10 protein-coding genes are annotated in these 13,014 nt (G+C 73.9%); 3 read left to right on the forward strand and 7 right to left on the reverse strand.

All coding sequences use genetic code 11. The features are described from left to right. The first annotated feature begins 47 nt into the window (after positions 1–47). Both ACZ60J_RS03555 and ACZ60J_RS03560 read left to right on the forward strand, forming a co-directional pair. The gene (locus tag ACZ60J_RS03555; protein WP_469678704.1) at positions 48–2,048 is read left to right on the forward strand and encodes an RICIN domain-containing protein; all 2,001 of its coding nucleotides are present in this window, start codon (positions 48–50) and stop codon (positions 2,046–2,048) included. Between the two features lie 124 nt (positions 2,049–2,172). Beyond that, positions 2,173–2,808, forward strand: a complete 636-nt coding sequence (locus ACZ60J_RS03560; RefSeq protein ID WP_469678706.1) for a hypothetical protein — start codon at positions 2,173–2,175, stop codon at positions 2,806–2,808. Here the strand turns inward: ACZ60J_RS03560 and ACZ60J_RS03565 are convergent. From ACZ60J_RS03565 to ACZ60J_RS03575, 3 genes are all read right to left on the reverse strand, one after another. After that, positions 2,805–4,277, reverse strand: coding sequence for a sialidase family protein (locus ACZ60J_RS03565; protein WP_469678708.1), 1,473 nt, complete (start codon positions 4,275–4,277; stop codon positions 2,805–2,807). The genes ACZ60J_RS03560 and ACZ60J_RS03565 overlap by 4 nt on opposite strands. Before the next feature lie 259 nt (positions 4,278–4,536). Beyond that, on the reverse strand, positions 4,537–4,743 hold the full coding sequence (locus tag ACZ60J_RS03570) for a hypothetical protein (RefSeq protein ID WP_469678710.1): 207 nt from the start codon (positions 4,741–4,743) through the stop codon (positions 4,537–4,539). A gap of 181 nt (positions 4,744–4,924) precedes the next feature. Then, positions 4,925–5,200: a hypothetical protein gene (locus ACZ60J_RS03575; protein WP_469678712.1), complete on the reverse strand. Its 276-nt coding sequence runs from the start codon at positions 5,198–5,200 to the stop codon at positions 4,925–4,927. Positions 5,201–5,725: 525 nt separating this feature from the next. On the opposite strand from ACZ60J_RS03575, the gene ACZ60J_RS03580 reads away from it, so the two are divergent. After that, positions 5,726–5,953 carry an Orn/Lys/Arg family decarboxylase gene (locus ACZ60J_RS03580; RefSeq protein WP_469678714.1) on the forward strand — a complete coding sequence of 76 codons (228 nt, stop codon included), beginning with the start codon at positions 5,726–5,728 and terminating at the stop codon, positions 5,951–5,953. Between the two features lie 6 nt (positions 5,954–5,959). Here ACZ60J_RS03580 and ACZ60J_RS03585 read toward each other — a convergent pair whose 3' ends face one another. The 4 genes from ACZ60J_RS03585 to ACZ60J_RS03600 all read right to left on the reverse strand — a co-directional run bounded on the left by ACZ60J_RS03585 (position 5,960) and on the right by ACZ60J_RS03600 (position 12,963). Continuing rightward, complete coding sequence (locus ACZ60J_RS03585; RefSeq protein WP_469678716.1) at positions 5,960–8,032, reverse strand: SpoIIE family protein phosphatase; 2,073 nt, start codon at positions 8,030–8,032, stop codon at positions 5,960–5,962. Between the two features lie 186 nt (positions 8,033–8,218). Further along, the gene (locus ACZ60J_RS03590) at positions 8,219–9,646 is read right to left on the reverse strand and encodes a serine/threonine-protein kinase (protein ID WP_469678718.1); all 1,428 of its coding nucleotides are present in this window, start codon (positions 9,644–9,646) and stop codon (positions 8,219–8,221) included. Then, a complete protein-coding gene (locus ACZ60J_RS03595) occupies positions 9,643–10,452 on the reverse strand; it encodes a serine/threonine protein kinase (RefSeq protein WP_469678720.1) in 810 nt (269 codons plus the stop codon). Before ACZ60J_RS03595 ends, ACZ60J_RS03590 begins: the two co-directional genes overlap by 4 nt. Positions 10,453–10,926: 474 nt before the next feature. Then, positions 10,927–12,963 carry a DUF8189 domain-containing protein gene (locus tag ACZ60J_RS03600; RefSeq protein WP_469678722.1) on the reverse strand — a complete coding sequence of 679 codons (2,037 nt, stop codon included), beginning with the start codon at positions 12,961–12,963 and terminating at the stop codon, positions 10,927–10,929. Between the last annotated feature and the right edge of the window lie 51 nt (positions 12,964–13,014).

Here is a 13,014-nt window from a genome sequence, read left to right on the forward strand (position 1 = left end):
CAGGAAGACGCAGACGGCGTGAACACCGGCGCAAGCCGAGGCGGTTGATGCTCCTCACCGCCGCCATGGCCTCGGCGGCGGTGATCGCCGCCGGCATCGCCTACTCCGGACTGGGCGACGGTGCCCAGGCCGTGTCCGTACAGGCCGGTGCCGAGGCCGCCGCACCGGCCGCCGCGCCCGCCCGGGACCACGAGCCCGAACCCCTCGCGGCCGCGCCCGCCAACGAGAACGCGCGCGGCATGGTCTACGACGGCCTCGCCCCCGCGCCCAAGGGCGACCGGTGCGCCGGTGTCTACCGGACCGGCGCGGGGCTGTGTACCCACGGTCCCGACGCCCCGCCCAAGGGCGTCGACATAAGGAAGGACGTCCCGCCCGCCGTCAAGGCCTCGGCTCCGGCGGCCGATCCGGCCCGCCCCGCCGCCGACGACCCGGCGGCCGGCGAAGACGGCGGGCGTCCTCAGGACGCGCCCGCGGCCGACGCCGACCGCACGGCCGACAAGTCCGCCGCGCCCGCGCCCTCGGCCTCCGGCCAGACCGTCGCCGCCGGCCCCGCGGGCCAGACCGTCCAGTGCGACGGAGACGGCAGCACGGGCAACCGCGTCCAGGTCGTGTACGTCCACGGCCCCGGCCGAGACCGCTACTCCGCGTACGTGGCCTCGTTCCGCAAGTGGGCGGCCGACGCCGACCTCATCTACTCCGCCAGTGCCCAGGAGACCGGAGGAGTCCGGCACATCCGCTACGTGACGGCCTCCGACTGCACCCCGACCGTGCTCAACATCGAACTCCCGGACTCCGCGCTCGCGGAGTTCAGCGCGACCAACGCCGCCCTCGCCGGCAAGGGACTCGACCGCCGCGACCGCAAGTACATGATCTTCGCGGACACCCAGGTCTACTGCGGCATAGGCACCTTCAACGGCGACGAACGGCCCGGCCAGGCCAACCTGAGCAACTTCGGCCCCTCCTACGGGCGTACGGACTCCGGCTGCTGGGGCGGCCACACCGCGGCGCACGAACTCGGCCACAACCTCGGCGCGGTCAACAACAGCGCCCCGAACACCAGCCGCGGCGCGCACTGCACCGACGAGTTCGACGTCATGTGCTACTCGGACACCCCGTACTACCCGAAGATGCGCAACATCTGCACCAATCAGGCCTCCGAGAACATCCTGGACTGCAACCACGACGACTACTTCCACACCAGTCCCAAGGCCGGCAGCTACCTGGCCACGCACTGGAACATCGCCGACAACCAGTTCCTGATGAAGAACAAGGGCGGCGGTACCGACCCCGGTCCGAACCCGAACCCGAGCCCCTCGCCGACCAAGAAGCCGACGCCCACCCCGACCAAGAAGCCCACGGGGGGACCGGCCGTGACGGTCGGCCAGATCCAGTCGGACTCCGCCGTCGTGAGCTGGCCCAAGGTCGAGGGAGCCGCCTGGTACCAGGTCCTGCTGAACGGCAAGCACCTGGGCTGGGTCCAGTCCCCGGTGCTGCGCGTCTACAACCTCCGGCCCGACACCTCCTACACGGTCGCCGTCTCCGTCCGCGACGGCGCCGGCCGGGACAGCGGAGCCGGCAAGGCCGCGTCCTTCCGTACGAAGGGCACCGGCGGCGGCGCGACCACCCCCGGCACCCGGTACCTGCTGGGGAACGGCAGCACCGGCACGGCCGCCGAGATATGGGGCGGGCGCAGTGCCGACGGCACCGTGCTCGTCGGGGCGCGCTCCAACGGGTACGCGCAGCAGCAGTGGTACTTCGACGACGCGGGCAGCGGACTGGTCCGCATCCGCTCCGCGGTCTCCGGCAAGTGCCTGCAGCCGGGCGGCACTCCCGCCGCGGGCATGTGGGTCGCGCAGCAGCCCTGCGGCCGCAGCGGTGCGCAGAGCTGGAAGCTGACCGCCCGCGGTGGCGCGGTGAGCGTCACCGACCCGAGCGGCGGCTTCGCGCTGACCGTGAGCAGCCGCCCCTACTACGGGAACTGGCTGCTCGACCTCCAGCGCGCGGACGGCCGTGCACCGCAGGCCTGGACCGTGCAGAAGGCCGGCTGATCCTTCCGTCCGCCGGAGCTCCCCGCAGTCCCCTCCGGCGGACGGCCGCCCCGCGCTGCCGTCCGCCGGCCGCTCACCCAGCGCCCCCACCCCACCGCCCTCACCACACCCGGAGCACGCCACGATGCGCAGACGAACCGCTTTCCAGGCCCTCCTGACCGCCGTCGGCCTGATCCTGCTGTCCCCCGCCGTGGCGCACGCCCACGGCGACACCGTGAAGGTGGTGGTCACCGGGCAGCGGGAAGGCCACGTCACCGCCGACGTCACCTGGGAGAACGACGGCGACGCCGTCGAAGAGGCGGTCGCCGCCACCGTGAACGCGGTCAGCGCCGACGGCGCCCGCACGCTGGGGCCCTGGCGCCTGGTGCGCGATCCCGCCGCAGCGCCGGCCGGCTGGACCACGGCCGAGTCCCTGCCGCCCGGCGCCTGGAAGGTCACCGTGGACGTGGGCTTCCCCGCCCTCGGGCACGGGGAACTCGAAGTCGGCGTACCGGTGGTGGATCCGGCCCCGGCCACCGGCACCCCGGGTCCCCGCCCCGCCGGCCCGTCGTCCGCACCGACCGGCACACAGGCGCAGACACAGGCGCAGACCCCGACGCAGACGCCCACGCCGACACCGGCCCCCGCAACGGCCTCCGCGACCCCGGCGGAACCGGGCACCGGTCCCGCCGTCTGGTGGACCACGGCCGGAGTGGTCGCAACGGCCCTGGCCGGAGCGGCGGTCGGCATCCTGCTGCGCCGCAGGCGCGCACGCGGCTAGCGGGTGCGGAAACTTCCGGTGTAGACGTCCGTGCGGTTCCGGGGCGCGTCGGAGTGGGTCTCGGTGAGCACCGCCCGGACGCCCTCGCCGTCCGCGACCAGGCCTTGGTAGTCACCGAGGAAGTAGCCTCCGGCGAAAGGCGCCTGCAGCCAGTCGAAGATCCGGGAGATGCGTCGCTCGGTCCGGCGCTCCGGGTCCCCGTGCGGCAGGGTGGCCAGCTGGTAGGCGGTGGGCAGGGTGGTCGTGTCGCCCGGCTTGAGGAAGCGCAGGTCGTAGTAGGTGAGTGCGACCGTGCCCCGCTCGTCGACCGCGATCGACGGGGAGAAGGCCGGCACGTTCTTCGGGCTGATCAACTCCGGTGCACCCCACGTGAGTCCGCCGTCCGTGGAGCGCACCATCTGGACCGAGTCGAACCTGCCGCCGGAGAAGTCCGAGCCCTCGTACGCCATGTAGAGCGTGCCCGTCTTCGGGTCGACGGCCGGGCTGGGCAGGGTGGACGCGGCGCGCAGCAGGATGGAGGGGTCGTTCGGGTCGACCTCCGGTACGGAGGTGTCCCGTGCCGCGGTGACCGGGGCGCTCCAGGTCTCCCCGGCGTCGGTCGAGGTGACCACCTCGTAGCGGGCTTCGGCGACGGCGCCGAGGTCGTCGGTGTAGGTGATCCGGTCGAAGAAGTCGTACAGGGTGCCGGTGTTCCGGTCGACGACGATCTGATGGCCGATGGTCTGGGTGTTGGGCACGCTGTCGGTGTCGACGAAGGGCCGGGCCCCGCTCCAGGTGCGGCCGCCGTCTCGGGTCACCGAGATGTAGCCAGGACCGTCGAGGGAGCTGGGGCCGGGCGGGTCGTTGTCGAGGCGGTTCCAGACCTGGTACGCGGTGCCCTCGCGGATCGGGTCGGCGGTGAGCGACGGCTTGTCGTTGAAGAACGGCTGCTCGTCGACGTGCGTGGTGGTGAGGTTCTGCCACGTGCGGCCGCCGTCGCGGGACGTGGCCGCCAGGAGGCCCGTTCGCGTGCTCTTGGTGAAGTCGACGCCCTCGCCGCTCGCGTAGACGGTGCCGTCCGGCCCGGTGCTCACCCAGGGGTCGGAGGCCCGTTCGAAGTCGGCTCCGCCCGGGGCGCACAGGCTGAACGGCAGCGTGCTCCGGTGGAAGGTGTGGCCGTCCGTGGTCCAACTGGCCGCCAGGCCACGGGCGCCGCCGTCGTTCCAGCGGTCCTGCTGGAACACGGTGACCACGCGCTTGGAGTCGCGCGGGTCGACGGACAGGTACGGCTCGACCTCGGTGGCCGGGTAGGCGACGCTGTCGGGGGACCTGGCTCCGATGGTGCACTGCGCGTACGGGTCGCCCTGGGAGACCTTGACCAGTGGTGCGCCGTCGGGGTTCCGCTCTGCTGCGGCGGGAGTTGCGCCGGTGGCGGTGCCGAGCAGGAGCACGGCGGTGGTGACGGCGGTCAGGGGCAGGACGACGCGCATACGGGATCTCCTCCGGGCCTGTCGGCAGGGCGCGGGACCGCCGTCGTCGGACGGCCCGGGGCGCGGAGGCGTACCGGAACGCGAGGGCGGGGCGACTCCGCTTGGTCCTTTTCGGCGTTGCGGCCGATGCCCTTGATGGGCCGAACGACGGAGTCGCCCCTGGATCGCCGTGGAGCACGGCGGAGCCGACCGGCGGTCGTACCGTGCCGGTCGGCTCTTTGTCGGTGCTGTTACACGCCCTTACGGGCTGCTCCGTGCGTCAGGTGATTCTCTGCTTGCTTCCGTCGGGCAGCACACAGAAGTCGCCGCCGTACGGGACGGAAGTGGTCTGTCCGCCGGCGGCCGTGCACTCTTCTCCGGTGATGTTCGGGGACGAGACGGCTCCTGCGCTGACCGCGCCGAAGGCGCTCATGCCGGCCAGGGTTGCCGAGGCGAGGGCCAGGCCCAGGATTCTTCGCATGCGCATGACGTCTTCCTCCTCTCAGGCGCCTTCGTCCGGCCTTCGGGAGGGACAAGTCTCAAGACGACGGCGCCCTCTTACTCAGCATGGGCGCTCCGGATGGGGCCCGCGAGGCGGGGGCGGGGCGCCGTGCCCGGTCGGTGACCGTCCGGCTCCGCATCGGTACGCCGCGTGCGTGTGCGATTCGCTAGCGCGGTTCGTGGGCGGCCGCCCGGCAGGCACCGGTCGCGGCGCCACCCGCGACTCCGGCCTCGCTCAGTCCGGTCACACAACCCTGCAGGTCGCCGGACACGCCACGGCTGCAGGCCGCTGAGGCGGACTCGGAAGCGGTGGCACCGGCCAGTTCGGCCATCTGCGTGCAGGCGGGGATGTCCGCCCGGACCGCGGGGGCGGCGATGACGGCGCCGCCGAGGATGAGGGTCAGGCCGGTGACGGCACCGGCGATACGGGTCGACGCGTGCATGGGGGACGCACCTGCCTTCGGGGTTGGCCGCGTGGTCCTGGTCCTCATTCCAGCGTCGCACCCTCTCCGCCGCGCGGCACGCCGCTGCGGGAGCCGGCCCCCTCCGTCGTCACCCCGTCCGAATGCAAGGACGGCGGCGGAACGCCCGCGAGCAACGACGACGGCAACTACTGCATGGGCGGGACGAAGGACGGGGAGCAGATCGACTGACCAACCCCGCAAGGCGCCCCGCAGCCACGTGCCGCGGGGCGACCCTGGCTCGAAGCCCTCCTGGGCACAGGCCAGCACCCTGTCACAGGGGTCGTGCGGGTCGGCTGCTCTTCCGGGACCACCAGATCATGGTCGAGGTGGCCACCGGCTCCGCGATCGTCGCCGTGATCGGCGCCGGGTCCGCTCCCGATACGGACCGGTTCGTCGAGGCCCTGCACTGCTTGCCGTCCCCGCTCACCGCGTCCGGGAACGACGCCGCGGTCGGGGCACCGCTCTCCCTGCCTCGGCCGGGTCCCGCCCGGCTCACGGCCCGCGATGCGTTTCCTCAGCCCTGCCCTGGTGGTCCCCGCCGAGGAGGCCGTCGGCTTCGTCTGCGCGGACACCCTGGCCGCGTACCCGCCCGGCATCCCCAACGTGCTGCCCGGCGAGGTCGTCACCGCCGAGACCGTCGCCTTCCTGCGCCGGACCGCCGCCGCCCCGGGCGGCCACGTACGCGGGGCCCTCGATCTCGCGGTCACCCGTCTGCGGGTCGTCCACCCGTAGCGCCCCTCACGGCAGCCCGCCGATGCGGGCGACGAGGAGTGCCACGTCGTCGTCGGCCGCCGCCGGGACGAGGTGGGTGATCAGCGAGTCGCACAGGTGGTCCAGGTGCCGCTGCGGATCCGCGAGCAGCTGCGTCAGCTCGGCGAGCCGTTCGTCGAGGTCACGGCCCCGGGCCTCGATGAGTCCGTCGGTATAGAGCACGAGAAGGCTGCCCGGAGGCACGGTGATGTCGGTGGGAGTGAAGTCGATGCCCCCGACCCCCAGGGGGACACCGGGCGGGGTGTCCAGGAGCCGGACCGTGCCGTCGGGGAGCACGAGTGCGGGCGGCGGGTGTCCGGCCCGGGTGACGGTGCACTGTCCGGTGGCCGGGTCGCAGACGACGTACAGGAAGGTGGCGAGCATCGGCTCGGCGAGATCGCCGAGGACGGCTTCCAGCTGGTGGAGCAGCCGTACGGGCGAGAGGTCCAGGCGTGCGAGGGCCCGTACGGAGGCGGACAGCCGGCCCATGACCGCGGCGGCCGCGATGCCGTGCCCCATGACGTCGCCGATGAGCAGGGCCGCCTTGCCGTCGGCCCCGGTCAGGACGTCGTACCAGTCCCCGCCGATCTCGTTGACGTCGCTGGCGGGGAGGTAGCGGTGACTGACCGCGATGCCGGGCGGCGGGGTGATGTGCTGCGGGAGCATGCTGCGCTGCAGGACGACCGCGGTGTCGTGCTCGTGGTGGTAGAGCCGGGCGTTGTCGATGCTGAGCGCGGCGCGGGCGGCGAGCTCACCGGCGAGGGTGACGTCCTCGGAGCCGAAGGGTCCTATCGGGCGCGTGCGGTAGAAGGTGGCGACGCCGAGGACCGTCTCCCGGGCCACCAGGGGCGCCATGATCAGGGAGTGCACGCCCACCGAGACCAGCTGGGCGGGCTTGGCCGAGTGCCGGGCGGCGGGGGCGACGGCCTGTTCGTCGAGCCGGGCGGCCAGGAAGGGCTGCCGGGCCGCGAGGGCCTGCGTGTAGGGAGCGGCGGCGGGGAAGGCGAGCGTCCTGCCGAGGGGGGCGAGGACGTCGGTCACCTTGGATCCGGACAGCGGGGCCTTGCCGAGGCGCCGCAGGGCGGATCCTCCGGTCAGCCCCATGCCGGGCTCGTCCCCGCGCGCCAGCGCGTCCAGGACGTCCACGGTCACGGCGTCGGCGAGGCGCGGTACGGCCAGATCGGCGAGTTCCTGTGCGGTGCGCTCCAGGTCGAGGCTGGAGCCGACCCTCATGCTGGCCTCGCTGAGCAGGGCGAGGCGGCGGCGTCCGGCTTCGGCTTCCACGTGGTCGCGCTGCTGCTCGGTGATGTCGACGAGCGAGGCGATGACGCCGATCGGCATGCCGGCGGGATCCTCCACCCGTACGTAGGAGCAGGACCACACGCGGTCGTGCTCCGGTTCCGACGGTGTCCGTCCGACCCGGCGGCGGTCGAGGACCGGCCGCCCGGTCTCCAGCACCTGGAGCATGGCGTCTTCCATCTCGCGGGCGTTCACCTCCGGAAGGATCTGCGCCAGGCTGCGCCCCACGTGCGCCGATTCCGGCAGCCCGTTCATGGCTTCGAGCGCGGCGTTGACCTGCAGGAACCGCAGCTGCGAGTCGAGGATCGCGATGCCGACCGGAGAGCGGGCGAACAAGCCGTCCCAGACCGCCGACGACCCCCGGATGCGCCGTGCCGCGTGGGCGTCGGCGGCGAACACCAGCACGGTGGCCACCTCGTACCGGCGGTCGGACACCGGGGAGGCCCAGATCTCCAGCTCCAGCGGGTGCCCGTCGCGGTGCCAGGCGGTCACCGTGCCCATCACGCCCCGCCCGGCTGCCGCGGCTTCCCAGAGCGAGCGGCCCAGGCTGCGGTCGGATCCCGGATGGAGGAGGTCTGCGATGTTGCGCCCCAGCATCTGCGGAGGGGCGTAGCCCAGCAGTTCCTGGGCGACCTGGTTCCAGCGCACGATCGTTCCGTCCGCACTGGTGGCGACCAGGGCGACCGGCAGTGCGCCCAGCCATCCGCCTGCCGCCTGGGCGGCGCTGCTGATCAGGTCGTCGACCGGGACGCGCTCGTTCATCTGGCACCTGTTCCCAACGCCGCAGTCTCCCCTGCGCCCGCGGTCGCCGTCGGGCCCCGAGCTGCTCGGGCGGGCCCTCCGGGAACCGGGTCCTACGGGTCCATCGTCCGCCCGGTCGGCATGACCCCGCCTCCCGGGGCCTCCGGGGGACACGCTTCCTGGGCCTACCGGGGGGTCAGCCGCCGGTCACGGGGCCGGGCAGCCCCGCAGTGCCGGGCGGTCCTTCGTGCGGACCGCGGGGAGCCACGCCGCGGGGGGTGTGGAGCCTGCCGGGAGGCGGACGTGGAACCAGCGGGTGGACTGCAGGTCCGCCTCGTCGATGACGGCCCGGCCGTCGGGCAGCTGGCAGTCGACGGCGAGGACGTCGCCGTGCCACACCCGGGACGGTACGACGTTGTCCGCGGTGTACTGCCGCATCGGGTCGATCGCCAGGCCCAGACTGCACTGCGGGTCCCGGTCGGCCCGGTCCTGGCAGCCCTTCTCCGCATTGAACACGCGGATCGTGCCGGCCGCCGCGCCCTCCGGACCGTCCGCCGCGGAGGCGCTGGCCCGCGCCCCGTCCGACCACAGGGTCGTACCGGCGATCCCGCAGAGCGCGGTGGTGAGGATCGCGGCGCGGGCCCGGCCCCACAGCCGTCCCGCGCCCCTCCCGCCCGCCCCCCGTTCGGCGGTGATGCGGGCGAGCAGGCTCTCCGCGGTGTGCCGGGCACGTGCCGCGTGGGTCGGGGCCAGGCAGTCGGCGGCCAGTGCGCGCCAGAACGGCGGCACGGCCTGGTCCATGCGCAGCGGCGCGCGCCCTTCCCCGTACTCCTGGACGGCGGCGCCCCGTGCCATGGGGGTGGCGCCGGAGAAGGGGGAGGCGCCGGAGCCGAACACCTCGTGGATGATGATGCCCAGGGCCCAGATGTCGGCGCTCGGCCGGACCTGCACGCCCAGCTCCCCGAGGGGTGCCCGCCAGCGCTCGGGCGGAAGGTAGTCCAGGGTGCCCATGGGGGGCGCGTACCCGTGGGTTCCGGTCATCCGGGTGGCCAGCCCGAAGTCCGAGAGCTTCACGGAGCGGTCGCGGTCCAGCAGGACGTTCTCCGGCTTGAGGTCCGCGTGGACCCAGCCCGACCGGTGGAGGTGGGCGAGCCCCTCGCAGATCCCCGCGATCAGCCGGGGGCGGTCGGCCTCGGCCACCCCTGCGTCGAGGAGTTCGCGCAGGCTGCCCGCGGCCCGCTCCATGACCAGCACGATCGCACCGTCCAGTGCGGGGCGGTCCGGTGCTTCGAGGACGAAGGAGTCCACGAGGCGGATCAGCCGGGCGTGCCCGGCCCTGCGTCCCAGCTCGACCTCGCGGCGGGCCGACTCCACGATCCTGCGCGTCTGGCGCGGGGCATACCCGGCGGTCGGCATGATTTTGAGAGCGACGTCCGCGGGCGCTGCGGACGGGTGTGCGGGGGCCCGGCCGGTCCGGTCCGGGTACCTGCCGGCGCGCCGTGCGGCGTAGACCGTGGACCAGCCTCCGGCCCCGATCAGGCCGGTGATCGTCCAGCTCCGCACCCGGTGGCCGGGCGGGAGCAGATCCGTACCGTCGCATTCCGTGATCTCGTCCAGGGTGCGGGGCGTCGTCATCGCGCGGCCTGCCGCTCCCGCCCGCCGGCCCCCGTCAGGGGCGGCAGCAGCGTCAGGTGCTCCTCGCGCACGAGCCCGAACCGCAGGGCGAGCCCGACGATCTCCTCCCGCTTGCCGTTGCGGCGGTCGCCCTTGCCGGGTTCGCGCGGGTCCGGGGCGCCGATGCGCAGCTTCTCCTCGGCGAGGTAGTCGATGTGCGAGCTGACCGCGCGCGCGGTCAGGGTGGCGCACGCGGCGTGGCCCCGGAGCCGTTCGACGATCTGGGGCGTGGTGGGGACCGCGACGCGGGACTGGTCGCGCAGGCGCGGTTCGCAGAGCGCGAGGAGAACCAGGAAGTAGGTGGCCGTCTCGTCGAGCGAGTAGGCGGTGACGGTGAGGCGGCCCCATGGGGCGCCCATGGCCTCCGGGTCCAGGTAGACGTGATCGGGAGCGAACACCTGGAACGAGACGGGGACCTCGCTGCGGGTGGGCAGCACGACGCGCGAGAACTCGAACGGGACGGGCGCCCCGACCCTGCGGGGCGGAACCCTGAGGTACTCCCCGGCGCCCTCGGGGTTCTCCACGAGGTAGCTGTGGGTGGCGCTGTGGTTCGTCAGCTGCCAGTGGTCGTCGGTCACGCGGATCTCCCCGGCGAGCCGGGAGATCGCCGCGTCGGCGAGGCGGAGCTCCACGGGGACCTGCGCGGAGCCGCGTCCGAAGCGGGCGACTTCGCCCGGTCCGAGCCGTAACGTCACCGCTTCGCCGTACGGTTCGCCGCCGTCGGCGCCACTGCACCCCTGCGGCAGATGGACGACCACCCCGCTCACCGTTCCCCCGCTCCACGCGTCGTGCCGGACCGACGAGTGGAACAATACTCATCTCTCAAGGGAGTTCAGCGGCGCACTTCAGCCACTTCGGCCGGGACGGCACGTCGGGCCGGACGGCCCGCACCGGCTGCCCCGGGAGGCTTTCCGCGCCCCGCTCCCGGAGCTTCTCCGGCCCTCTCATCGCGGACGGCTCCCCCTGTGTGCCCGGTCACTCCGATCCTCTTGCGGCGACGGCGGTTTGGGGTCGTTTCCGACTCTCTGGCGAGTGGTTCGGGGGAAGTTGTCGCGCCGCGGCCGGTGAGCGCGGCATGCGGCCGCCCCGGGCGGAGCGTACGGAACCGGGCCGTGCGCCGCCGTTCGATGACTTCGCGCAGGGGACGCGCCGGGGTGGGGAAGGTCACCGTGCGCGGGGCGTCGCGGACCCGCGGAACCGCCCTTTCGTCCCTTTCCCGTGGCGCGATCCGCACTCCGGGTTCAGAGTGCGGGGCGGCCCGATACGACGGGTGCGACCGTCCGGTCGCCGAAGGCGGTCCACGGCCGCCACCCGCCGCTCGGCCGGTCCTGGACGCGGGTGCGCATCCTGCCTTCGGTGGTGACGGCGAAGACGTGCGTGCGCCCGGTGGGGTCGAGCACGGCCGCGGGCTTGGAGGCGAGCCTGAGGCCGGGCTCCCCGAACTCCCCGCCGGAAGCCCAGCTTCCGCCGGGGGCGGTCTGCCGGCGGTGGTCGAGCCGGGCGCCCCCGGGCGTCAGCGAGAACGCCTCGAGCCGGCCGTCGGCGTTGGCGGCGAACGCCGGGGCGGCGGCGCTCCAGCCGAACATCGGCAGCCATGCGTCCCAGCCTCCGTTCGGCACGGACTGCCGCCGGCTGAAGGTTCCCACGCCCGAGGGCCCGATCGCGGCTACGGTGAGCCGGCCGCTGCCGTCCCTGGCCACCCGCGGCGCCGCGCCGGACGCGGTGCCGAAGCACTGCCACGCAGGGGTCCAGGCGCCTCCCGGCGTTTCCTGCCACCGATGGAAGATCCCGGCGCCGCCGGGCGAGAGGGCGAACACCTCGAGCCGGCCGTCGGCGTTGGCCGCGACGACCGGCGGAGCGCCCGCGGCGCCGCCGAAGTCCGTCTCCCACGGGTCCCAGGCCGGGGACCCCGGCGCCCCCTGCCGTCGCCGGGCGACCGAGGCGCCGCCGGGGCTCAGGGCGAACGCCTCCAGCCGGCCGTCGGCGCCGCGGGCGACGGCCGGGGCCGCGCCGGCCGGGCCGCCGAACTCCTCCCAGTCGTACCAGCCGCCGTCCGGACGCTGGGCCCGGTGGTGCAGGTTGGCTCCCCCGGGGGCGAGCGAGAACACCTCGAGCGCGCCGTCGGCGTTGCGGCCGAGCGTGGGGACCGCACCGGCCGGCCCGCCGAACGTCTCCCACGGCGACCAGCCGTCGGTGTCCGGGTCGCGCTGGACTCGGCGGAGCATCGAGCGGTCGGCGGCGTCGAGCGCGAACACCGTGAGGCGGCCGGCGGCGTCGAGGCCGGCCACCGGGTTGTCCGTGCTCTGCCACGGTGGTGGCGCGTCCCGCCACTGCAGGGGCGCCACGTGCAGGCCGCCCCGGAACCAGCCCGCGGCGCTCGCGTACCAGGTGTCCCCGTCGGCGACCGCTTCCACGGCGTGACCGGGTACGTGGCCCGCGTAGCCGTCCAGGTCGAAGTGGAAGGGGTCCCGGGAGGCCAGCACGTCCGTGCCCTCGTAGCCTCCCCGCGGGCCGATGAACAGGTAGTACCAGCCGTCCCGTTCCACGACGTACGGGGACTCGGTGACCGAGACGGTCGTGTCCGTGGTCGCGTCGGTGAACACGGTGCCCGGTTCGCTCCAGTGGACCAGATCCGCGGACCGCCGGCAGGCCACGACGTGGCGGCCGCCCGGGCCCGAGAGTTCCGTGTAGTACATGACCCACTCACCGCCGACCCGCAGGACCATCGGGTCGCGCGCCGCGAGCCCGCGGAACAGCGGGCCGGTGGGCTCGCGCGTCCAGGTGAACAGATCGGAGGAGGTGGCGAGGCTGATCGCGGCGCCGCTCGCGCCGCCGGCCGCGTAGAACATCCAGAACCTGCCGCCCGCCTCCACGACGTGCGGCGCCCACAGGTGCTCCTCGCCGAAATAGGACGGGTCGAGGGTGAGTGCGTCGGCGTGGGTGGTCCACGGGCCGTACGGGCTCGGCGCCGAGGCGTGGGCGAAGGAGGTCTCCCTCGCGCTGTCGGGGGACTCACCGCGCGGCGCGCTGCGTCCGACGATGCCGAACAGGTGCCAGCGGCCCTGCGTCTTGATCAGCGTGTGGTCGTTGAGATAGCGCGGGCCCTCTGCGGTCGAGGGGTCGTAGACGTACGTGAAGGGTCCCGCGCCGACCCATCGAGGGGGCGGTGCGGCGTCGTCGGCCCGGGCCGCGGCCCTGCCGCCGCCCAGGAACGGCAGCGCGCCCGTCCCTGCGGCGCCCAGCAACAGACTCCGCCTGCTGATGCCGATCGGAAGCATGGGTCTCTCCAGGCAGGCCGCGTGGTCGGCCGGGCCTTTGCGGGCACGGCC

This window comes from Streptomyces sp. NPDC104226 (assembly GCF_055584085.1).

Excerpts from the sequence above, each read along its gene's own strand:
- ACZ60J_RS03585 (WP_469678716.1), bottom strand. The coding sequence starts at position 8,032 with ATGAACGAGCGCGTCCCGGTCGACGACCTGATCAGCAGCGCCGCCCAG.
- ACZ60J_RS03600 (WP_469678722.1), bottom strand. The coding sequence starts at position 12,963 with ATGCTTCCGATCGGCATCAGCAGGCGGAGTCTGTTGCTGGGCGCCGCA.
- ACZ60J_RS03560 (WP_469678706.1), top strand. The coding sequence starts at position 2,173 with ATGCGCAGACGAACCGCTTTCCAGGCCCTCCTGACCGCCGTCGGCCTG.
- ACZ60J_RS03590 (WP_469678718.1), bottom strand. The coding sequence starts at position 9,646 with ATGACGACGCCCCGCACCCTGGACGAGATCACGGAATGCGACGGTACG.
- ACZ60J_RS03555 (WP_469678704.1), top strand. The coding sequence starts at position 48 with ATGCTCCTCACCGCCGCCATGGCCTCGGCGGCGGTGATCGCCGCCGGC.
- ACZ60J_RS03565 (WP_469678708.1), bottom strand. The coding sequence starts at position 4,277 with ATGCGCGTCGTCCTGCCCCTGACCGCCGTCACCACCGCCGTGCTCCTG.
- ACZ60J_RS03580 (WP_469678714.1), top strand. The coding sequence starts at position 5,726 with ATGCGTTTCCTCAGCCCTGCCCTGGTGGTCCCCGCCGAGGAGGCCGTC.
- ACZ60J_RS03575 (WP_469678712.1), bottom strand. The coding sequence starts at position 5,200 with ATGCACGCGTCGACCCGTATCGCCGGTGCCGTCACCGGCCTGACCCTC.
- ACZ60J_RS03570 (WP_469678710.1), bottom strand. The coding sequence starts at position 4,743 with ATGCGCATGCGAAGAATCCTGGGCCTGGCCCTCGCCTCGGCAACCCTG.